14 protein-coding genes are annotated in these 22,280 nt (G+C 67.7%); 8 read left to right on the forward strand and 6 right to left on the reverse strand.

The genetic code is table 11. From position 1 onward, the window contains the following. Positions 1-4: 4 nt before the first annotated feature. The 4 genes from C1O66_RS21260 to C1O66_RS21275 form a co-directional block, all read right to left on the reverse strand. Complete coding sequence (locus C1O66_RS21260; RefSeq protein WP_102770014.1) at positions 5-1,471, reverse strand: sulfatase family protein; 1,467 nt, start codon at positions 1,469-1,471, stop codon at positions 5-7. A gap of 67 nt (positions 1,472-1,538) precedes the next feature. Next, positions 1,539-2,306 (reverse strand): substrate-binding periplasmic protein, encoded by a 768-nt coding sequence (locus C1O66_RS21265; RefSeq protein WP_102770015.1) that lies wholly within the window; start codon positions 2,304-2,306, stop codon positions 1,539-1,541. 80 nt (positions 2,307-2,386) lie between these two features. Then, positions 2,387-4,261 carry a maltodextrin glucosidase gene (gene malZ, locus C1O66_RS21270; RefSeq protein ID WP_102770016.1) on the reverse strand — a complete coding sequence of 625 codons (1,875 nt, stop codon included), beginning with the start codon at positions 4,259-4,261 and terminating at the stop codon, positions 2,387-2,389. Between the two features lie 137 nt (positions 4,262-4,398). Continuing rightward, positions 4,399-6,246, reverse strand: coding sequence for a helix-turn-helix transcriptional regulator (locus C1O66_RS21275; RefSeq protein WP_102770017.1), 1,848 nt, complete (start codon positions 6,244-6,246; stop codon positions 4,399-4,401). Between the two features lie 244 nt (positions 6,247-6,490). On the opposite strand from C1O66_RS21275, the gene C1O66_RS21280 reads away from it, so the two are divergent. The 4 genes from C1O66_RS21280 (at position 6,491) to C1O66_RS24525 (ending at position 12,037) form a co-directional block, all read left to right on the forward strand. After that, positions 6,491-7,858: an MATE family efflux transporter gene (locus C1O66_RS21280; RefSeq protein ID WP_243392911.1), complete on the forward strand. Its 1,368-nt coding sequence runs from the start codon at positions 6,491-6,493 to the stop codon at positions 7,856-7,858. Between the two features lie 60 nt (positions 7,859-7,918). Beyond that, a complete protein-coding gene (locus tag C1O66_RS21285) occupies positions 7,919-9,976 on the forward strand; it encodes a TonB-dependent receptor plug domain-containing protein (protein ID WP_102770018.1) in 2,058 nt (685 codons plus the stop codon). Further along, positions 9,976-10,527, forward strand: coding sequence for a YfiR family protein (locus C1O66_RS21290; protein ID WP_102770019.1), 552 nt, complete (start codon positions 9,976-9,978; stop codon positions 10,525-10,527). Before C1O66_RS21285 ends, C1O66_RS21290 begins: the two co-directional genes overlap by 1 nt. Positions 10,528-10,669: 142 nt before the next feature. Further along, positions 10,670-12,037, forward strand: coding sequence for an esterase-like activity of phytase family protein (locus C1O66_RS24525; RefSeq protein WP_102770020.1), 1,368 nt, complete (start codon positions 10,670-10,672; stop codon positions 12,035-12,037). Between the two features lie 90 nt (positions 12,038-12,127). On the opposite strand, the gene C1O66_RS21300 is transcribed toward C1O66_RS24525, so the two are convergent. Both C1O66_RS21300 and C1O66_RS21305 read right to left on the reverse strand, forming a co-directional pair. Then, the gene (locus C1O66_RS21300) at positions 12,128-12,715 is read right to left on the reverse strand and encodes a GGDEF domain-containing protein (protein WP_165794724.1); all 588 of its coding nucleotides are present in this window, start codon (positions 12,713-12,715) and stop codon (positions 12,128-12,130) included. Positions 12,716-12,829: 114 nt separating this feature from the next. Beyond that, positions 12,830-14,749, reverse strand: a complete 1,920-nt coding sequence (locus C1O66_RS21305; protein WP_243392912.1) for a glucokinase — start codon at positions 14,747-14,749, stop codon at positions 12,830-12,832. A 499-nt stretch (positions 14,750-15,248) separates the two neighbouring features. On the opposite strand from C1O66_RS21305, the gene glk reads away from it, so the two are divergent. From glk to C1O66_RS21325, 4 genes are all read left to right on the forward strand, one after another. Further along, the gene (gene glk, locus C1O66_RS21310; RefSeq protein WP_243392913.1) at positions 15,249-16,295 is read left to right on the forward strand and encodes a glucokinase; all 1,047 of its coding nucleotides are present in this window, start codon (positions 15,249-15,251) and stop codon (positions 16,293-16,295) included. Positions 16,296-16,609: 314 nt separating this feature from the next. Then, positions 16,610-19,402, forward strand: coding sequence for a TonB-dependent receptor (locus C1O66_RS21315; protein ID WP_102770023.1), 2,793 nt, complete (start codon positions 16,610-16,612; stop codon positions 19,400-19,402). 100 nt (positions 19,403-19,502) lie between these two features. Further along, positions 19,503-21,611: an alpha/beta hydrolase family protein gene (locus C1O66_RS21320; protein ID WP_102770024.1), complete on the forward strand. Its 2,109-nt coding sequence runs from the start codon at positions 19,503-19,505 to the stop codon at positions 21,609-21,611. 43 nt (positions 21,612-21,654) lie between these two features. Continuing rightward, on the forward strand, positions 21,655-22,269 hold the full coding sequence (locus tag C1O66_RS21325; protein WP_165794725.1) for a nitroreductase family protein: 615 nt from the start codon (positions 21,655-21,657) through the stop codon (positions 22,267-22,269). The last annotated feature ends 11 nt before the right edge of the window (positions 22,270-22,280 follow it).

Consider the following 22,280-nt stretch of genomic DNA (forward strand, 5'->3'; position numbering starts at 1 on the left):
GATCTCAGTCCTTGCCGGCCGGCGCTTCCGGCGCGTTGACGCCGTAGCGGTCGGCCTGGCGATCGCCGCGCACCCAGTGGGTGTAGACATCGGGCGTGATGGGCAGCATCTCGGCGTTCCATTGCTCCCACAGGGCGCGCATCGTCGCCAGGCGATCTGCTTGAGCCGATGCCAGATTGGCGCGCTCGCGCGGATCGCGGCTGAGGTCGAACAGGAATTCATGCTGGCGGATGCGCAGGTACTTCATCGTGCCCTCGCGCAGCGCCCGCTGGCCCTGGGCCTTGTAACGCCAGAACAAGCGGCGCGCCTGGAGCGGCTCTCGGCCTTGCAACACAGGCAGCAAGTCGATGCCGTCGCTGGCCAGAGCGGGCGCTGGCGCGCTGGCGGCGGCCAGCAAGGAGGGCAGCATGTCCATGCTGATGGCGGTTTGTTCACTGACGCCAGCCTGCAGCCGCGCCGGCCAGCGCAGGATCAGGGGCACGCGGATGCCGCCTTCCAGCAGCTCGGTTTTCTGGCCGCTGAAGGGCCAGGTGCGCGAGAAGCGTTCGCCGCCGTTGTCGCTGGTGAAGACCACCAGGGTGTTGTCCTCCAGCCCTTGCTCGCGCAAGGCTTGCAGCACCCGGCCGATGCCTCGGTCCATGGCCTGCACCATGCGGCCGTAGGTCTCCAGGCTGCCGCCGTCGTGGTGCAGCAGGCTCTTGAGCTGCCCGGCCAGGGCGGCATCCTCCGGGCCTTCCCAGGGCCAGTGCGGGGCGGTGTAGTGCAGGCTCAGGAACAGGGGGCGAGGGTCGGTCTTGCAGGCCTGGATCACTTCGACCGCCCGGCTGCTCAGCAGGTCGGTGTAGTAGCCCTGGGTGTCGAGCAGGCGCTCGCCGTCCCAGAAATCGACCTGCGCTTTGGGCCCGGTGCTGTCCTTGTGGTTGAAGTAGTCGATGCCGCCGCCGAGATTGCCGTAGAAACTTTCGTAGCCGCTTTTCAGCGGGCCGAAGGCCGGCGGGTGGCCGAGATGCCATTTGCCGACCAGGGTCGTGCGGTAGCCGGCCGCGCGCAGCTGGCCCGGCAGGGTGGGGTGATCGGGAGGCAGGCCGTGGGGCGAGTCGCGGCTGGGAATAGGCTCTTCCAGGCCCACGCGCAGGCGGTACTGGTAGCGGCCGGTGATCAGCGCCGTGCGCGTGGCCGAGCAGACCGGTGAATTGGCATAGGCCTGGGTCAGGCGCTGGCCTTGCGCGGCCATGCGGTCCAGCACCGGGGTGCTGAAATCGGTCTGACCATAGCAGCCGAGATCACCCCAGCCCAGGTCATCGGCCATGATGAAGACGATGTGGGGCGCGGCGCCGGCCGGCTTGGCGGTATCAGCCGCCAGGGCCGAGGCCGAGCCGGCCCCCAGGCCCAAACCGGCCGCGGCGCCCAGGCTGCGCTCCAGCCAGTCGCGTCGGCTCCAGTGGCCTCGGTGGGTGGGTGAATCGCTCATGCCGGTCTCCGCGGGGATGCAAAGCCGGGCATGCTAGCGCCGGCATCGGGCCCAGCCCCCCGGGGATTCACTGGTAGCTGCGCAGAATGGCGTTCAGCCGGCCTGATTTCTGCAGCTGCTCCATGGCCCGGCGCAGGGCGCGCAGCGTCTCTTCCGGCAGGTCGCGGCGGGCGTACAGGCTGTAGTTCTTTTCGTTGACGACAAAGGGCGGCGCGAAGCTGGCGCGATCGATGCCGGTCTGGCGCAGGGCGTAGCTGAGCAGGTAGTCGGAGGAGATCACGGCGTCGAGCCGCTCCAGGGCCAGCATGCGCACGCCCTGGAAGGGGTCGGCCATGGGGAACTTCTGGATCGCTTCGTCGTTGTTGATGCTCTCGTCGTAGAAGGCCCCGCGGGCCACGCCCAGCAGGCGGCCGCGCAGCTGGCTGACCTGGCTGATGCCGGCGGCTTTGCGCGTCAGCACCACGAACTTGAAGCTGTGAAAGGGCACGACCCGCTGGGCCAGCGCGTCCAGCTCCGGACCGTCGACGCCCACCACCAGATCGGCGCTGCCGTCCTTCAGCCCCAGGGCCAGGCGCACGTAGACGGCGGAGTTGATGCTGACGGCGAGCTCGGCCTGCTGGGCCAGGGCATTCATGATCTCGATGTGCATGCCGGGCCGTTGGGCCTCGCCGCGCAGGGTGTAGGGCGCCACATCGTTGATCAGCACGCGCAGCGGCGCTGGCGGCAGGGCCGGCGCAGCGGCCACGGCGCCTTGTGCCGCCGCAGGGCGGCCGGACCACAGCAAGCACAGCGCCAGCAGCGCTGCCCGGCAGGAAGGGCGCAATTCAACAAGCATGCGGCAGTTTAGTGCCGCTCTTTCTTCGCCTTGCGCTGACCTGGCACCGACCTGGCGCCCAGATGGCGCTCAGATGGCGCCTACTCGCTCAGCAGCAGCACACTGGCGCAGGCCGGCAGTTGCAGGCGCACGCGGTGTCCGCCATCGAGCAGCTCCAGCGCCACCGGACCCGCATGCCCCGGCTGCACGCCGCGCCACTGGCGCACCTGCAGGGGCAGCTGCCAGACGGGGATCTCCAGGCTCAGGGCTTGATCACCGCGGTTCACGGCCACGACCGTGGCTTCCCAATCGGTGTGGCGCGCAAACACCAGGGCCTCGTCGCTCACCGCCAGGGTCTGCACCGCGCCGTGGCGCCATTCGCCGCGGTTCTGGCGCAGCTGGATCAGCGCGCGGTAGTGCTGGAACAGGGGCAGGTTCCATTGCGCGCGGTCCCAGGGGAAAGGCCGGCGGCAGTCAGGGTCCTGGCCGCCGGGCAGGCCGATCTCGTCACCGTAGTAGACACAGGGCGCGCCCGGGCTGGTGAAGAGCAGGGTGGCGGCCAGGGCCATGCGGGCCGTGTCTTCGCCCAGCAGGGTGAAGAAGCGCGAGGTGTCGTGGCTGTCCAGCAGATTCAGCTGGGCCAGCTGGTTGGCATAGGGGATGGTGGCGCGGCCGCGCGCCAGCCAGCGCTCGAAGGCCACGGTGCTCAGGCGAATCGGCTGGTAGGCCACGTCCAGGCCGGCCAGCCAGGCGCGCACCGGGTGGGCGAAGCCGTAGTAGTTCATGGCCCCGTCTTCCTGCTCGCCCTGCAGCCAGCGCGTGGCCTCGGCGAAATGCTCGCCCAGCACATAGGCTTGGCCGTTCTCCTGCTTGATGGCCTGGCGGAACTCGCGCACAAACTGGGCGTTGTTGCGCGCCCCCGGGCCTTCGCCCAGCATGTGGATCACGTCGAGGCGCCAGCCGTCCACAGCATAGGGCGGGCGCAGCCAGTGGCGCAGCACGGCGTCGGGCCCGGCGTAGATGGCCTGGCGCAGCGCGGCCGAGCTGAAATCCAGCACCGGCAGGGAGTCATAACCCTTCCAGCCCAGCGGCCGGCCCTGGCCGTCGAAGGCATAGAAGCTGCGGTAGGGCGAATGGATCGACTGCGCCGCGCCCAGCTCCGCATGCACACCGGTCTGGTTGAACCAGGGGTGGTTGACGCCGGTGTGGTTGACCACCGCATCCAGCACCAGCCTCATGCCGCGCGCGGCGGTGGCCTCGCGCAGCTCGACCAGGGCGCGGTTGCCGCCCAGCTGTGCGTCGACCTGGAAGTAGTCGTCGCAGTCGTATTTGTGGTTGCTGCCCGAGCTGAAGATAGGGTTCAGGTAGAGGGCGCTGATGCCCAGCTCCTGCTGCAGATAGTCGAGCTTTTCGACGATGCCAGGCAGGTCGCCGCCGTAAAAGTTGTTGGCCGCATGGGCCGGGTCCACCGGCTCATGCCAGGCCGGCTCCACCACCGCGCGCCCGGCCTGGCCGGGCAAGACCTGACCCTGGCGGCTGGGTGGCCGCGGGCTGTGCTCGGCGGCATGAAAGCGATCGGGAAAGATTTGATAGAAGACCTGTTCGCGCACCCAGTCGGGCGGCTGGTGCTGGCGATTCAGGCGGAAATGCAGGCTTTCGGGCGGCAGGTGCTCATGTGCGCCATCGGCCGCCAGCCAATGCTGCGTGCCATCGACCAGCACCTTGAAGGCATAGAGCGTCAGCGCATCGCCATGGTTCCAGGGCAGCCAGGCCTGCCAGCGGTGCAGCTGGCCCTGGCGCCCGACGTAGTGCATGGGGATCAGCTGCTCTTCGTTGTCGGGCTGGCTGCGCAGATAGACCTGGTCCAGCTGTTCGCGTTCGCTGAGCAGGCTGATCTTGCAACCCTCGGGGCTGCGCTGTACCCAGGGGCTGATCTGCGGATGGACCAGGAGCAGCGGATGGGAATCAAGCAGCATGGGCAGGTCTTTCGGGTTCTCGGTCTTGGGGCGGCCAGGGCAGGCCGATCCGGGCCGGCATTCTGCGCAGAGCCCGGCCCCTGATGCGTCCGCCCCGGGGGTGGAATCTGGGGTGGAGGCAAGGCGAGGGCCGGCTCTCAGCGCGGCACGGTGCGGGCCCGCTGCATGGCTTCTTCGCGCGAGCTGATGTGCAGTTTGGCGTAAAGCCGGTTGATGTGGGTCTTGACCGTGGTGACCGAGACGAAAAGCTGGGCGGCGATCTGCTCGTTGCTGAGCTCGCTGCCGATCAGCTGCAGCACCTGCCACTCGCGCCGGGTCAGGCCGAAGGGCGGCGGGTTGGTGTGCTCATCGGCGCGGCTCGCGGGCTGATCGTGCGGGCGAGGGGTGTTGCGCTGGGTCTCGGGCATGAGCGAGGCTTGAGTCGGCCCGCCGCGCAAGACCTGCAGCCAGTGGCGCGCGTTCTGGCGCGCCAGCGGGTGGTGGACGATGGCCGGCTGGGCCAGCAAGGCGGCCAGCGGCCCGACCAGCTTGGGCGCCAGCAGGCGCACGCGGTTCAGCGTCTCGTTCAGCTGCTGGGCGCTGCGCAGGGCCTGCAGGCAATCTCGCAGGGCGTCCAGCCCGGCGCCGCCGGCTGGCTGGCTCAGCGCCCGCAGCAGCGCCTGCTGCCAGGCCAGTCGCTGCAGCCCGCGGGCCTGCATGGCCTCGGCCCAGGCCGCGAGGCGCGCATCCGGCCAAGGGCGGGCCGCCAGCAAGGCCGCGCAGCCCTGCAGCCAGGCGCGCTCGAAATCGAACAGCGAGGCCGCCGTGGGCACGAGGGCGGCGGCGCTGTCTTCGCCCGGGTCCAGTGCCGCCCAGTGCAGCAGGCGCGGCATCTGATGTTGCAGCGAGGCGAGGTGGATCTGCGCCTGCAGCAGGCGGTTGCGCCAGCGCTTGCAGTAAAAGGTGTGGCTGTCGCGCTGGCTCAGGGCCTCGATCTGTCGCGCAGCCGCCTCGACCTCGCCGCTGTTCAAGCCGGCCTGCGCCTGGTCCACCAGGCGCGGGAAGGCGAAATAGTCCTCGGCCGGCAGCGGGCCGTCCAGCAAGCCCAGTTGCTGCCGCAGGGCCTGGGCCTGCGCGGCGAAGAAACGGGCGCTCTCGCCGGGCTCGGCCCCGGCCTCGTCGTCCAGCTCCAGATGCACCTCGGCCAGGGCTTCCAGGGCTTCGATCTGCAGCAGGCTGCAGTCGTCACGACGCGCGCCCTTGAGTGCCGCCGTCAGCGGCGCCAGGGCGGCGCGCGGCTGCCCGGCCGCCAGCCAGGCGCGGCCCAGGGTGGCCCGGGCCATCAGGGCCGGCAGGATCAGGTCGTTGGGGAAGGCCGCGATGGCCGCTTGGGCCTCGGCCACGGCCCGGCTGCTCTGGTCAAACGCCAGGGCGACGCGGGCTTGCAAGGTGGCGCGCAAGCCTTCGCTCAGCCCTTCAGCCGCCGGCAGCAGGCGTTCCACCGTGTGGGGCTCGCCCAAGGCTTCGATGGTCCAGGCCAGGCGCAGGCCCAACAGCTCGCCGCGCTGCAGCGCGGGCTGCAGCAGATTGGGTTTCAGCAAGCGGCCCGCCAGCTCCTGCTGCGGGCTCAGCAGCAGGGCCCAGCCGGCGCGCTCCAGCACCTGCAGCTGCAGGCCGGCCCAGCCGTGCTCCAGCGCCAGGCGCGCCGCCAGCAGGGGCTGGGGGCTGCGCAGCAAAAGTTCCACCGCGCGGCTCAGCATGGCGTCGAAGCTGGCGGGCTCCCGCTCGCGCCAGCGCTGCACGGCGCTCAGGCCCTCGGCCACCTGGTCCGCGCCGCCGGCGGTCAGGGGCGGCAGCTCGCGCGGAGCACAGGCCAGCGCGGCAGCCAGCAGGGCCGGGTCCTGCGCGCCGGGCTCACCGCCGAGCAGGGCCTGCAAGGCCAGGCGCCGGCTGGCCAGGTCCAGGCTGGGCGGGAGGGCCGTGGCGGTGACAGAGGGGCTCAGCAAGGGGCGGGCAGGGGGCTGGGGTGGTGTGAGTGAAGCCGGGGCCGCCAGCGTGCGAGGCCTCGGGCGGTGTGCTCGCCGCACCGGGATCGACAAGTTCCACTCCGGGGGTGGATGCCGGGCCGCGGCGCAGTGGCAACAATGCGCTGGCGCAAAGTCTACGTTCAATCGGCGCTGGGGCTTTGCGACCTGGCCGTACGCTGCTTCCTCAGCCGGCCTGTTTCACCGTTCTTGCTGCCCTCTCGCCTTGTCGTCTGCCTCCACCCCGCATCCCCAGCCCCGCCTGCTCAGCCTGGCCTGGCCCTTGTTCACCGAGCTGGGCCTGGGCATCGCCATCGGCCTGCTGGGCACGGCCCTGGCCGCCGCCATCTCGGACACGGCCGGCGCGGCCTTCGCCCTGGCCAACCATGTCTCGGCCATGCTGTTCATCCTGTTTCGCATCATCGGTGCCGGGGTCAGCGTGGTCCTGACCCAAAGCCTGGGGGCCGGCCGGCGCGATGCCGCCGATGCGGTGGCGCGCGCGGTGCTGGGCGCCAGCAGCTGGATCGGCGCCTTCAGCGCCTCGGTGGCCTTGCTGTTCGCCGGGCCGCTGCTGCGCCTGCTCAATGCCCCGCCCGAGGTGCTGCCTCTGGCCCAGCCGTTCTTGCAGGCCCTGGCGCCGGCGCTGCTGCTCGATGCCTGGAATGCCTCGATGAGCAGCGTGATGCGCGCGCACCTGCGCAGCCGCGAAGCGCTGGCCGTGGTGGTGGTGATGCATTCGGTGCACCTGATGCTGGCCTGGCCGCTGATGCAGGGCTGGGGGCCCTTGCCTGCGCTGGGCCTGCCTGGCTTTGCCGTGGCACTTGGACTGAGCCGGGCGGTGGGCTTGAGCCTGCATCTGATGTTGTGGCGGGCGCGCCTGGATCTGCGGCCGCAGCGCAGCGATTGGTGGCGGCTGCCGCGCCGGGAGCTGTCGGCGGTCTTGCACATCGGCCTGCCCGGCGCGGCCGAGAACATCGCTTACCGCCTGGCCTTCATGGTCAGCGTGGCGGTGGCCGCGCTCTGGGGCGCCGGGGCCCTGGCCACCCATGCGTACGTGTCGCAGCTGATGTACGGCATCTTGCTTTTCGGCCTGGCCACCGGTTTTGCGGTCGAGATCGTGGTGGGGCATTTGATTGGCGCGGGGCAGCTGCACGCGGCCAACCGCATCGTGCGGCGGGCGCTGGCGCGCGGCCTGGTGGTCAGCGTGGGGGTGGCTTTGAGTGCGGCCCTGGCCGGGCCCTGGCTGCTGGGTTTGTTCACGACGGACGCGGCCATCATTCGAGCCGGCAGCGTGCTGCTGTGGCTGACCGTGCTGCTGGAGCCGGGGCGCACCTTCAATCTGGTGGTGATCAACGCCCTGCGCGCGGCCGGGGACGCCCGCTATCCGGTGATGGCGGGGGCGGCATCCATGCTGCTGGTGCTGGCGGGCGGCGCCTGGTTCTTGGGCGCGTTTTGCGGCCTGGGCCTGCCTGGGGTGTGGCTGGCTTATGTGCTGGACGAGTGGATTCGCGGCCTCCTGATGTGGCGCCGCTGGAACACTTTGGCCTGGGTGCCCATGGCGCGGGCTGCACACAGGCGCTTGCGCTCGGCATGATTTGGCAGCGCGGCACACTTCGCCGTGCGTCGCGTCCGGCCCGCTGCGATACTGGTGGGGATGAGCCTGAAGCCCGAATTCCGCGTTTTGTTCCACGGTTTCCTGGCGGTCCTCTGGCTGGCCGTCAGCGGTCTGCCAGCGCAGGCGCAGGCATCCGAGCACGAAGCCCCAGCTGCGGCACCCGTGCCTGCGGCTTCGGCTGCCTCGGCCGTGCGGCTGCAGCCGGGCTCCGACGAACCCGATCTTGAAGAGCTGCTGCGCCAGGAATTGCGCGAAGTGCCGCGCGAGGTCGAGGTTTCGGCTGCTTCCCGCTTCGCCCAGAGCGCCGCGCAGGCCCCAGCCGTCACCTATGTGGTCACGGCGGCCGAGATCCAGCGCTACGGCATGCGCAGCCTGGCCGACATCCTGCGCGCCATGCCGGGCATCCACATCAGTTTTGATGGCGGCTTCAGCTACATCGGTGCCCGCGGCCTGGGCCGGCCGGCCGATTTCAACAGCCGTTTGCTGGTGCTGCTGGACGGCATGCGGGTCAATGAGAACATCTACGACGCGGCCCTGATCGACGGCGACTTCTTTGCCGATGTTGACCTGATCGACCGGGTCGAGTACGCGCCTGGGCCGGGTTCTGCGGTCTACGGCAACAATGCCTTCCTGGGCGTGGTCAATGTGATCACCAAGCGGGTGGACAAGCTGCGTGGCTTCCAGCTGCGCAGCAGCCTCGACTCCGAGGGACAAAAGCGCCTGCGTGCCAGCTGGGGCTGGCGTGGCGAGTCGGGCTGGGAGGGCTGGCTTTCGAGCAGCCAGATGCAGCACAGCCGCCGCTCGCTCATGAACGAGTACCCGCCCGAACATGAGCCGGCCCTGCGCGCGCTCAAGTGGGCGCGTGATCAGCGCGTGCTGGGTGGTGTGCGGGGGGACGGCATCAGCCTGCAGGCTGGCTTCAGCAGCGTGCGCGAGGGCCTGCCGTATTTTTTGACCGAGGACACCTGGGATCTGGGCCAGTACAACAGCCGCGGGGTCAACACTTTTTACGCCCTCGACTACGAGCGCAGTCTTGGAGCTCACTGGGATCTGTCCTTGCATCTCTCGGGCAAGCGGGTGGATTTCCAGAAGCACTCGCCCTTTCTCGATGGCCCGGACACGGTGTCGTTCTACAACGAGCGCAGTCTGGGGCGCTGGATCAACGGTGATCTGCGCCTGAGTACCCAGCTGTGGGCGGGGCACAAGCTGATGTTCGGCTTGGAGTACCAGCGCGACCTGGTTCAGCGCGTCTCTGCTGGTGCCGACGCTTACGGGGATCTCTTTGTCTTCGAAGGCGGCAACCGCCGCAACGGTCTGTTTGTGCAGGATGAATGGCGGCTCAATGATGCGCATCTGCTGGTCCTGGGCCTGCGCCAGGACCGGGCCCGCATTGGCGGCAGCAGCTGGAATCCGCGTCTGGCCTGGATCTGGCGGGCCCGGCCCGATGCCAGCTTCAAGCTGCTTTACGGCAGCGCCTTCCGGGCCGCCAATCTGTTCGAGTTCCAGGTCAACGAGCCGCGTGCCTTGCCGACACCGGAACCCGAGCGCGTGCGCAGCCTGGAGGCCGCCTGGGATCAGGCGCTCAGCCCGCAGCTGCAACTGCGGGCGTCGGCCTTTGTGTCGCGCTTGCGAAACCTGATCAGTCTCGATGATTCGCCCCAGCCTTACTTCATCAACAGCCCGCGCCTGCGCACCGAGGGGCTGGAGCTCGGCCTGGAAAAACGTTGGGACCAGGGCGCGCAGCTGCGAGCCTCGCTGTCGCTGCAGCGCACCCGCGACCCGCAAGGTCAGGGCCTGAGCAACTCGCCCCACGCCTTGCTCAAGCTGCACTACAGCCGGCCGCTGCTGGGCGACCGGCTGCAGCTCGGGTGGCAGCTGCAAGCCACCAGTCGGCGCCATACCGACGGCGAGGATTTGCCGGGTTATGTCGTGCAGAACCTGAACCTGCTCTGGCGGCCGGCGTCCGGTCATGAGCTGAGCCTCGGCCTCTACAACCTGACCCAGACTCGCTATTTCGATCAGCCCGTGGTGCAAGGCTACCCCTTGCCCCAGCCGCGGCGGAGCGCTCAGCTGAGCTGGACCTGGAGCTTCGAGTGATGACGAAGCGCCTGCCTGCCGCGACCCTGCAGCGCCGACGCCGCCAGGCGCTGGCCCTGCTGGCGCTGCTCGCCTCGGCCCTGAGCCCGGTGCGCGCCGGCCTGGGCCTCGACGATGCGCAGCTCAAGGCCGCCTTCATTTACCGCTTCGCCCAGTTCACCCAGTGGCCCGGGCCGCCGCCGCAGGAATTCAGCTACTGCGTGGCGAGCGCACCGGCGCTGCGCGAGGCCATGTCCGGCCTGCCGCAGAAGCCCCATGCCGTGGCGACGGTCAAGGTGCGCAGCGTCAGCGAACCGCAGCAGGCCCTGGGCTGCCAGGTGCTGGTGCTGGGCTTGAGCGAGCGGGCCGATCTGCTGCGTTGGCAGCAGGCCTTGGGGGGCGAGCCGGTGCTGGTGGTGGGCGACAGCGCCGAGGCTTTTCGTGCCGGCGTGTCGATCGCCTTGCTGGTGGAGCCCAATGGCCTGGCCTTTCGTATCAACCACAGCGAAGCCAAGCGCCGCGGCCTGAGCCTGAGCTCGCAGATGCTCAAGCTGGCGCGCGAGGTGAAGTAGCACCGGGCGCCGATTGCGCGGGTCGTGTCGGCCGCATGGTCCGTTTGCACCGGGCCTGCTTCACCGCCTTGTCACCCCTGACTTGAAGAATGCGCCGCGTACGCAGGCCCCTGCTCCTGCGCCCCACGGAGCCTTCTTCCTCATGATCACCAATACTTTCGCCCGCGCCCCGGGCGCCCTGAATACGCTGGTTCTGGCCCTGACCCTGGCGGCCGCTGCCACCTCGGCCCAAGCCCAAAGCAACACCCTGATCGGCTGGGCCAAGATGCCCGCCAACACCTTCTCGGACGGCCCGACCTCGGGCCAGTTCGCCTCGGGCGCCGGCGGCAACCCGCTGCCCTTGCTGAACAAGCAGCCGGTGCAAGGCTTCTCGGCCGTGCTGAATGGCCCGAGCGCCGGCAGCTACCTCTTCATGCCCGACAACGGCTTCGGCACCCAAGGCAACTCGGCCGACACCTTGCTGCGCATGTACGCCGTGACGCCCGACTTCAAGACCATCTCGGGCGGCAGCGGCACGATCTCGGCTGCCAGCTACCAGACCGGCGCCAGCCTGCCGGCCTTCAATGCCGACAGTCGCATCACCCTGGCCGACCCGGACCGCAAGCTGGGCTTCAAGATCCAGGCCGACTACACCAACTATTACAACAACGCTGCCAACCCCCTGGTCGATGCCAGCATCCGCTCGGGCCGATTGCTGACCGGCGCTGACTTCGACATCGAGTCGGTGCGCAAGGACAAGAACGGCAATCTCTGGTTCGGCGACGAGTTCGGCCCCTTTCTGGTCAAGGCCGATGCCACGGGCAAGGTGCTGCGCACCGAAGTCGGCCTGCCAGGCGTGATGGCACCGCAGAACCCGCACCTCAACGGCGGCGTGGCCAATCTGCCGGGCTCGGGTGGCTTCGAAGGCATGGCCATCAACCCGGCCGGCGACAAGCTCTACACCTTGATGGAAAAGAGCGTGGCCGGCGACGCAGCCGGCACCCTGCGCATCAATGAGTTCAGCATCGACAGCGAGAGCTACACCGGCGCCAGCTTCCGCTACAAGCTCGATGCTGCGGGCGTGGCCATCGGCGACATGACGGCGCTGAACGACCATGAGTTCATCGTCATCGAACGCAACAACGCCACCGCCACCGCTGGCGGCACCCCCTTCAAGAAGCTGTTCCGCATCGACATCAATCGCGTCGATGCCCAGGGTTATGTCAGCAAGACCGAACTGGTCGATCTGATGAACATTGCCGATCCGAACGATCTCAACGGAGACGGCAAGACCACCTTCACCTTCCCCTTTGTCACCATCGAAAGCGTGTTGGTGCTGGATCAGAACACCTTGCTGATCGCCAACGACAACAACTACCCCGGCACGGGTGGCCGTGATCTGGGTTCGGACCCGACCGAGTTTCTGAAGATCCAGCTGGCCAACCCGGTGCCGGAGCCCAGCAGCTACGCCATGTTGCTGGGTGGTCTGGGTTTGATGGGCGCCTGGCTGCGCCGCCGCAAGCTGGCCTGAGCGGACCCAGCAAGGAGGGAGGGGGGGGGCTGGCGCCCCGAACCAAGAAAAACAGGCCGGTCATCCGGCCTGTTTTTTTGCTCGCCCGCTTCAGGCTGGCTGCAGATCAAGATTGGGCCATTGTTCGGCCTGAATTTCGAAGCGGTGGTACCAGTCGGACGGCAGGGTACCGGCCCAGACCCGGTTGTGGTGGGGCTGCAGGCGTTTCTTGCCGAAGGTCAGCCGGGCTTCGGCCAGGGCCAGCAGGCTGTTGGCATTCCAGTCGCCACCGGCCGGGCTGGCCGCGGCGCCGAGCGAAATGGTCAAGGGCGCCGGACCGTCCAGATCGGCGCAAGCCGCTTGCACGGCGGCGCGCAGCGCTTCAGCCTTCTCGTGGGCGGCCGCCAGATCGGTGGCCGGTAACAGCATCACGAATTCATCGCCGCCGAGATGCACCAGGCTGCCGCCCGCCGGTTGTTGGGCTTTGAGCAGTTCGGCCACACGCAGCAGCACGGCTTGCGCCTGGGCCTGGCCCTGGTCTTCCAGATAGGCTTTGAAATGGTCGAGGTCCATGGTCAGCACCGCCAGCGGCTGGCCCGCAGCGCGTGCGGCCGCGGCCGCCTGATCCAGATGACCTTGCAGGGCCGTGCGGTCCAGCAAGCCGTTCAACTCCAGTGTGTCGGCAATGAGATTGGGCATATCAGCGCTCTCCGGTCTAAGGAACGACCCCATCCTAAGCAGGGGGCCGAACCCGGAGCATGCTCCTTTTCCCGTGGGTCGCCAGCGGCCGGTGCGCCCTTTTCTTGCGCCAGATCAGCGGCTGTGCGAGGTCAGCCGGGCCAAGGGCGAGGCCAAGCTGACGCCGGGCGCAGCCCGCCGTGCGCCGCCGCGCGCCGGGCTGGCTTCTGCGCTGGATTCTTCCAACCGGTCTTGCGGGCTGGCCGCGATCAGGCCGGCCGGGTCGCGCTGCATGGCCACGCCGACCGCCAGGATGTCGATCACCAGCAGGTGCAGGATGCGGCTGACCATGGGCAGGTGGGTGGAGACGTCCTCGACATGGTCGATGATCAGGGCGACATCGGCCTTTCGCGCCAGCGGCGACTGGCCGGCCGTGATGGCCACCACATAGGCGCCGCGCGCCTTGGCTTTTTCCACCACTTCCAGCAGCTCGGGCAGGCGGCCGCTGTTGCTGATGACCACGGCCACATCGCCGGGTTTGAGCACATTGGCGGCCAGCAGCTGCAGGCGCGGGTCGGTGTAGGAGCAGCTGGACATGCCAAAGCGCAGGAACTTGAATTCCGCATCCTGCGCCACCACGCCGTAGTGGCCGACGGCATAGAACTCGATGCGCCCGGCCTTGAGCAGCAGGGCGACCGCCCGGTCGATCATGTCTCGGTTGAGCTGGCTGCGTACCTGCAGGATGGCCGAGGCCGTGTTGCCCAGCACCTTGGCGCCCAGCTCCAGCATGGAGTCGTCGCCCTTGACCTGGGTGTGGGTGACGGGCACGGTGCCGGTCAGGCCCGAGGCCAGGCGCAGCTTGAAGTCCGACAGGCCTTCGCAGCCCAGGGTGCGGCAGAAGCGGATGACGGTGGGCTGGCTGACGTTGGCGGCGCGGGCGATCTCGACAATGGGGTCGTTCAGGGCCGAGCGCGGGTGGGCCAGCACATGGTCGGCCACGCGGGCCTCGGCCGGTGACAAGCCCGGGCGGGCGCGGCGGATCTGGCCCAGCAGGCCGGCGCCGGGCGCTTCTTCCAGCGTGGCCAGCTGGGCTTGCAGAATCGCCGAGGCGCCCTTGAAGGTGGCGTGCTCGGCGGTGATGACAAAGGTCGGGATGCCGGCCACATAGTCGCTGAAGCGGCCCTTGTCTTCGAAGCGGGCGCGGAAGCTGGAGCGGTCGAAAGCCTCACCCAGGCGCGGCACGATGCCGCCGCCGATGTAGACGCCGCCCAGGGCGCCCAGGGTGACGGCCAGATTGGAGGCGGCCGTGCCCAGCAGGCCGCAGAAGACTTCCAGGGTCTCGACGCACAAGGCGTCGCTGGCATCCAGAGCGCGCTGGGTGATCTTGGGCGCGTCCAGCTCCTCGGCCTCCTGGCCGGCATGCTCGGCCAGGGCGCGATAGATCAGTTCCAGGCCGGGGCCGGAGAGCAGGCGCTCAAAAGACACATGGTCGTACTGCTTCCAGGCGTGGCGCAGGATGGCGATCTCGCGCTCGTCGCGCGGCGCGAAATTGGTGTGGCCGCCCTCGGTGCCCAGGGCGATCCAGCCGTCACCGGCCGGGATCAGGCCCGACACGCCCAGGCCCGAGCCCGAGCCCAGCAGGCCGATCACGCTGGGCATGCGCGCCTCGCCGCCGCCCACCTGGCGCACATCGGCGGGTGAGAGCCGCGGCAAGGCCATGGCCAGGGCGGTGAAGTCATTGACCACGACCAGGGTGTCGAAACCCAGGCGCTGGCGCATCTCTTCGATCGAGAACTGCCAGTGGTAGTTGGTCATGCGCACCTGGTCGCCCTCGACCGGGTTGGCGATGGCGATGGCGGCGTGGGCGATATGGGGGGTGTCGGCCAAGCCCTTGAGATAGGCGCTGACGGCCGCATGGAAATCGGCGTGCTCGGCGCAGCGCAGGGAGGCGATCCGGCTGAACTCGCCCGGCGACGTCTCCAGAGCGAAGCGCGCGTAAGTGCCGCCAATGTCGGCAATCAGGCGGGGGACGTCAAACGGAGGCAGAGAGGACATCGGCGTGGGCATCCAGGCAAGGGGCAGGGCGACTGCGCATTATCAGGGCCGCTCCTGGGCGGGGTAAGCCGGGCAGTCCCTGCCATGCCAGCAGCCCGGCGGTTCTGGTGTGCGCAGGGCGCCCGCAGGCTTGCGGCGGCAAGCACATATGGGGGTGATTCTGACCTGAAGTTGTAGCTTCACTACTTTTTGAGAAGGCGGTCAGTCTGGCTTGTTGGCCGTGTTTTGTGCGGATTACTCGGTATTCAATGGGCTTCTGGCCTGGGAATCGCCTCGCGGGTGGCGAGTATTTGCCATGCTTCGGGTAGTCGCTCTTGCTATGTGAATGTAGTTTTGCTACCTTTTGCCTGTGCGAGGAGTGGGCTCAAGGGGCTGGCCGCGCAAGAACATGAGACGCAGCCGCCTTCTGGGTGGTCTGCCGCAAACGGGGACCGAGGATGCAGCGAGTAGATGTGATGGGCGTGGTTCTGGGGCTGAGGCCGGATCAGGGTGCGTGCGCATGAGTGCGATGGCGCCGCGTGCATCGGCTGCTGAGGCGCCGGCCTACCCGAGTCTGGTGGCGGATGTCGGTGGCACCAATGCCCGTTTCGGCTGGCTGGCGCAGGCCGGCGCTGCGGTGACGGACGTGCAGGTGCTGCCGGTGCGTGAGCATCGCAGCCCTTTGTCGGCCGTGCAGGCCTATCTGGCGCTGCAGCAGGCGCGCCTGGGCGCGGACTATCAGGCGCCACGCCGGCTGGCGTTTGCTCTGGCCACCTCGGTCGGGGGTGATCGTCTGGAGCTGACCAATGCGCACTGGAGCTTTTCGCGCAGTGAGCTGCAGGCGCAGCTGGGGCTGTCCAGCCTTCTGGTGCTCAATGATTTCGAGGCTCTGGCCTTGTCGCTGCCGCGCTTGTCGGCGGCGCAGCTGCGCCAGTGGGGTGGTGCGCGGGTGCTGCCGGGTGAGGATCTGGGGGCGGCAGGTGCCTTGGCCGTGATTGGTCCGGGCACCGGCCTCGGCGTGGCCGGTGTGCTGCCTTCGCGCCACGGCTGGATGGCCTTGCCGGGTGAGGGCGGTCATATGACGCTGGCGCCGGCCGATGGCTTTGAGAGCGAGTTGCTGGCCCAGGTGCGCACCGAGTTTGCGCATGTCTCTGCCGAGCGCCTGCTCTCGGGCATCGGTCTGCCGGTGTTGCATCAGGCGGTGCGGGCGGTCTTGGGCGCGCCGCTTGCCGAGGCGCTGAGCACCGAGCAGATCGTCGAGCGCGGCTTGACCGGCGCGGATGCCTTTTGCGAGCGCAGCCTGGCCACCTTCTGTGCCTTGCTGGGCGGCTTCGCCGGCAATGTGGCGCTGGCGCTGGGTGCGCGTGGTGGGGTCTATATCGGTGGCGGCATCGTGCCGCGCCTTGGGGACTACTTCTTTGCCTCGCAGTTTCGTGAGCGCTTTGAAGCCAAGGGGCGCTTCCGTGCCTATCTGGAGGAGATTCCGGTGGCCTTGATCTCCGACACCCTGGCGGCGCTCAGTGGTGCAGCCCTGGCCTTGGAGCAGCAAGATGCGGTGCGCCTGTAGTTTCATGTAGTTGAATTACAAGCTGCATGACTTTCAGCCTCAGTGATGACCCTAATCTGGACTGAAAGTGGTATTGAAAACGCGTTAAATCAGCCGTTTTTTCAGAAACAAGCGTCTAAAAAATGGTTGCTTGGACGCAAAACTAGGGTTTACGTTTGTTGGTCTGAAAATCTAGTTTTGATACAAACTAGCTCAGACATCAGGTTCAAAGTCATGGCATCCGGCGCACCAGCGGCGGGGCAGGGCGGCGAAGGGTTCGTTGGTTCGGTCGTTGTTGAGTACGTAGCAAGCAGTCGAGATTCAGGAGACAAAAGATGAGTACTTCCGCAGAGAAGCGCAAGCAGGCCCTGGCAGTGCAGCGCGAGATTTTCAAAATCAACCCGGTGGCCGTGGGCTGCAGCCTGTTGATGTTGGCCACGGGTGCGTTTGCCCAACAATCGCCGGCCAAACTGGACACTGTGCAGGTGACCGGCATCCGCAAGGGCATCGAAGACGCCATCTCGGTCAAGAAGAACAGCGACTCCATCGTCGAGTCGATTTCTTCCGAGGACATCGGCAAGCTGCCTGACAACAGCATTGCCGAGTCTCTGGCTCGCCTGCCGGGTCTCTCGGCCCAGCGCGTGGCCGGCCGGGCTCAGGTGATCAGCGTGCGCGGCCTGTCGCCCGATTTCGCCACCAGCCTGCTCAACGGCCGTGAACTGGTCAGCACCGGTGACAACCGCAGCGTCGAGTTCGACCAATACCCCTCGGAGCTGCTCAGCGGCGTGACCGTGTACAAGACCCCGGACGCCGGTCTGATCGGCCAAGGTCTGTCGGGCACCCTGGACATGCAGACCGTGCGTCCGCTGAACTTCGGCAGCCGTGTCGTGGCCCTGAACGCTCGCGGCCAGCGCAATTCGCTGGGCGCCGCCGGCAATGCCAAGGCCACCGGCAACCGCTTCAGCGCCAGCTACATCGACCAGTACGCCGATCGCACGGTCGGTCTGGTGCTGGGCTATTCGCACCAGGAAACGCCGATCCAGGAAAACCAGGTGGGCCTGTACGAGCCCTGGGAAGCCGTGGGCAATGGCTGGCGTCCGGGCGTGGCGGCAGGCACCTTCTATTCGAACGGGATCAAGGCCCTGCGCCGCACCGGCTTCACCAAGCGTGACGCCTTGATGGCGACCCTGGAAGTCCGCGCCTCCAAGGCCTGGACCAGCGTGCTGGACGTGTTCCACACCACGGCCAAGCAGGAAGACACGGCCAACCAGTTCGAAGTGAACCTGGGTGACTACAACGGCACCAACGGCGCTTACCGCATCGACATCAGCAACGCACAGGTCAACGGCAACGGCACTTTCATCGGTGGCTCGGCGGCCAATCTGTTCCCGCTGGTGCGCGGCATGTACAACAAGCGCGAGGACAAGATCGACGCCGCTGGCTGGAACAACAAGTTCAGCTTCGGCGATGTGAAGGTCATCGCCGATGTCAGCTATTCCAAGGCCAAGCGCGATGAGCTGAACCTAGAGAACAACACCCAGCTGGCGCCGGTCGGTGCGACCTCGGCCTGGCTGGATACCTTGAAGCTCAACTATGCGACCGGTGGCTTCTCCACCCTGGCGCCCACGCTGAGCTATGCCGATCCGACCAAGCTGCTGCTGCGCGGCACGATTTACGGCTCGGGCTACGGCAAGGTGCCCAGCGTGGAAGACGAGCTCAAGAGCTTCAAGCTGGCCGCCACCATGCCGGCGCCGTCCCTGCTGAGCGGCATCTTCTCGGATGTCGAGGTCGGCCTGAACTATGCCGATCGCTCCAAGAAGAAGCGCCAGCCGGAAGGCAATATCAATCTGGGCAAGCAGGGCGAGACCGCCATCGGCTCTGAATTCCAGTACGGTCTGGTGGACCTGGGCTTTGCCGGCATTGGCAACATCCCGGCTTGGAACGTGCCGGGTGCGGTGGCCAAGTACATGACTTTCGAGCCCAGCTCGACGGCCGCGAACTACCTGATCGCCAAGTCCTGGGATGTCAACGAGAAGATCACCACCGGCTTCCTGAAGGGCTTCATTGACTCCAAGTGGGGCGGTGTGGATGTGCGCGGCAATGTCGGCTTGCAGCTCCAGCGCGTGGACCAGTCCTCGGACGCCATCCGTCTGACCGGCGGCGAGAACCCCAAGCCGGTTCACGACGGCAAGACCTACACCGACGCTCTGCCCAGCATGAACCTGGCCTTCGGTCTGAGCAATGACCAGACCGTGCGTGTCGGCCTGGCCAAGCAAGTGGCCCGCCCGCGTGTGGATCAGCTGCGCTCGGCCATCGAGTTTGGCGTGGGTGACACCGTGAACTCGCAAGGCTTCCGCGAGCCCGGCGCCAGCGGTGGCAATGCCAAGGTCGACCCCTGGCGCGCCGTGGCCTTCGACCTGTCCTACGAGAAGTACTTCGGCAACAAGGCTTACGTCGCTGCCGCCTACTTCTACAAGGACCTGAAGAGCTACATCTACACCCAGAAGATCTCGAACTACGACTTCTCGGCCTACCTGCCCGATGTCAAGCCGATCCTGGGTCCCGATGGCAAGCCTCTGCCGATCCAGCCCACGGGCACCTACACCGCGCCGGAGAACGGCAAGGGCGGCCGCCTCTCGGGTGTGGAGCTCTCGGCCTCACTGCCCCTGTCCTTGCTGACGCCGGCTTTGAGCGGCTTCGGCATCCAGGCCAGCGCCAGCTTCACCAGCAGCGGCATCAAGATCCGTGATCCGGAAAGCGCCTCCAGCGTGGGCAGCGGCGACATCACCCTGCCGGGTCTGTCCAAGCGCGTCACCAACCTGACGGCCTACTATGAGAAAGACGGCTTCGAGTTCCGCATCAGCAACCGCCGCCGCTCGGACTTCATCGGTGAAATCGGCAACTTCAATGGCGCTCGCACCCTGCGTTATGTCGTGGGTGAGAACATCACCGACGCACAGATCGGCTACAGCTTCAACGATGGCGCCTTCAAGGGCCTGGGCTTGACACTGCAGGTGAACAACCTCGGTGATGCCGCTTACCAGACCTATGCCGGCAGCAAGGATCGCCCGCTTGAGTACATCAAGTGGGGCCGCAGCTGGTTGGTGGGCGCAAGCTACAAGTTCTGAACCCTGCCTTGACCGCAACCCCTGCCGGCCGCCCAGCCCGCAGGGGTTTTTACTTTTGGGTAGGCCCAAGCCTCGGGCCCACAGGACCAGGAAACGCTGAATGAACGACGACCACTGCACCGCATCCGCTGCTCCCGCTTGGCGCCGACGCCATCTGCTCCAGGCGGCTGGCGCCGCTGCGGCCGCGTCGGCGGCTTCGGTCTGGCCCGGGTCGAGTGCCTGGGCGGCGGAACTGCCGGACGCCGGCCGCTTCATCCGGCCGGCGCAGATGACCGGCGCCGCGCTCTCGCCCGATGGCCAGCGCCTCGCCCTGCGTACGACCGGCCCGCATGGCCGCTGGATGCTCAGCGTCCTGCTGCTGGACACCTTGGCGCCCACCGTGGTCTACAGCAGCGAAGGCGCTGATGTGGGCCGCTTTCTCTGGGTCAACAAGGAGCGCCTGGTCTTTGATTTGCAAGATCGCGAAACGCCCGAGGGCCGGCAGGATGCGGCGCCCGGTCTGTTTGCTGTCGATCACGATGGCAGCCGCTTTCGGCAGCTGGTCGAGCGCCAGCGGGTGCTGGTTCGCAGCGGCAACGAAGTCCGCAGCCTGGAGCCCTGGAACACCTTTCTGCTCCATGGTGACACTCAGCGCCGAGGCGATGAGGTGCTGGTGGTGCGCCCCGAGGCTTACACCGACAAGGAGCTGGGGCATTTCAAGCTCCTGCGCCTGAACACGGTGACGGGTCGCAGCCGGGAGATCGACAGCTTGCCGCAGGCGCAGAGCTGGTGGTTCGATGCTGCTGGCCATCTGCGCCTGCAGCGCACGCTGGAGGCCTCTGCTGCCGCCGCAGGCGAGCGCGTCGCGGCCCCGCGCGGGCGCTACCTCTGGCGTGAGTTGGGCAGCGCTTCCGACAAGGAGGCCTGGCGCCCGATCGCCGAGTTCAACCCCATCACCGGCGAAGGTGATTTCCGCGTGCGCCACCTCGGCGTCGACGGCAAGCTCTACGTCAGCGCCCGCCGCCAGGGCGCCGACAAGCTGGCCTGCTGGTTGCTCGACCCGGCCAGCGGCCAATGGTCAGAGGCCCCGCTGGCCCAGCACGGGCAGTTCGACATCGATGCCGAGGTGATTGCGCGTCAGGACCGGGTGCTGGGGTTGCGTTTCAGCATCGACGCTGAAATCACGCAGTGGCTGGATGCGGACATGCAAGCCGTGCAGGCCCAGGTCGACAAGGTGCTGCCGCGCACCGCCAACCGCCTGTCCGTGCCTTGGAGCGGTGATGCGCCCTGGGTCTTGATCGAAGCCTCGGCCGACATCCAGCCCACGCTCTATTTCCTCTACAACCGTCAGACCCGCAAGTACACCCGCCTGGGCAGCGAGCGGCCTGATGTCGAGGCCAAGCAGATGGCCGCCATGGACCTGCACCGCCCCAAGGCGCGTGACGGCCTGGAGCTGCCGGCCTGGCTGACTCTGCCCAAGGGCAAGAACCTGGCCGACAAGCCGCGCCTGCCCCTGGTGATGCTGATCCACGGTGGCCCCTGGGTGCGCGGCCCGGCCTGGGCCTGGGACCCCTATGTGCAGTTCCTGGCCGCGCGTGGTTATGCCGTGCTGCAGCCTCAGTTCCGCGGCACCTTGGGGCTGGGTCAGAAGCACGAGCGCGCCAGCTGGAAACAGTGGGGCCAGGCCATGCAGGACGACATCAGCGATGCCACCCGCTGGGCGATTGAGCAGGGCGTGGCCGACCCCGCGCGCATCGCCCTGATGGGTGCCAGCTACGGCGGCTATTCGGCCCTGATGGGCCTGGTGCGCGAGCCGGGCTTGTACCGCTGCGCCGTGGCCTGGGTGGGCGTGACCGATCTGAATCTGCTCTACAGCGTCAGCTGGAGCGACACCTCGGATGCCATCAAGCAGCATGGCATGCCTGTGCTGCTGGGCGATCCGGTCAAGGACGCGGCCCTGCTGCGCGCCCAGTCGCCGCTCAGCCATGCGGCCGCGATTCGCCATCCGCTCTTGCTGGCCTACGGTGAGAAAGACCGGCGCGTGCCCCTGATCCACGGCGAGGCCTTCCGCAAGGCCTTGCAGGCCGCGCCCGGCCGCGCGCCCGACAGCCTGGAGTGGCAGGTCTATGCCGACGAAGGCCATGGCTGGCGCCTGCCCGCCAATGACATCGACTTCTGGAACCGCGCCGCGCACTTTCTCGATCGCCACCTGGCGGAGGTTCGCAGCTGAGCCTTCCGCCAAAAGCTTTTTCAGAACGCTCTACAGTCCGGCCATGAGCATCGATTCCTCCGCCCTGGCGGCCCTGGCCGGCCGCTACTCTCAAGGCCCGAAGTACATGACTGCGCCGGCGCCGAGCCGGGCGCAGTGGCAGCAGGCGGCCGAGCTGGCCTTGCGGGCGCCCGACCATGGTGGCTTGCGGCCGTTTCGCTTTGTGCTGGTGTCCGAGGATCAGCGTGCGTTGCTGGCCGAACTCTTTGTCAATGCCGCTCGGCGCTGGGGCCAGAGCGAGGCCGAAGATCTGCAGCGCGCCCACGACCGCGCCTGGAACGGGCCCGGCCTGGCCGCCTTGATCGTGCGCCTGCGCGAAGGCGAGCCCGAGGTGCCGGCCCATGAGCAGCTGCTTTGTGCCGGGGCGGGTTTGATGAACTTCCTCAATGCCCTGCATTTGATGGGTTATGCCGCCAAGACCTTAAGCGGTGCCGCTCTGCGCGACCCGGCGCTGCAGGCGGCCTTCTGCCAACCCGGCGAGCAACTGCTGGCCTGGGTGCTGGCCGGCACGCCGCTGAAGCCGGCGGTGGCGCGTGCCAAGCCACGTGGGGACGTGGCGCACGCCCTGGCTGGGGAGGCAGACGAGCTCTGCGCTGACTGGGAGCCGCCGGTCTTCTGAGCGGGTTCGAT

The organism is Paucibacter aquatile (assembly GCF_002885975.1).
Classification (GTDB): domain Bacteria; phylum Pseudomonadota; class Gammaproteobacteria; order Burkholderiales; family Burkholderiaceae_C; genus Paucibacter_A; species Paucibacter_A aquatilis.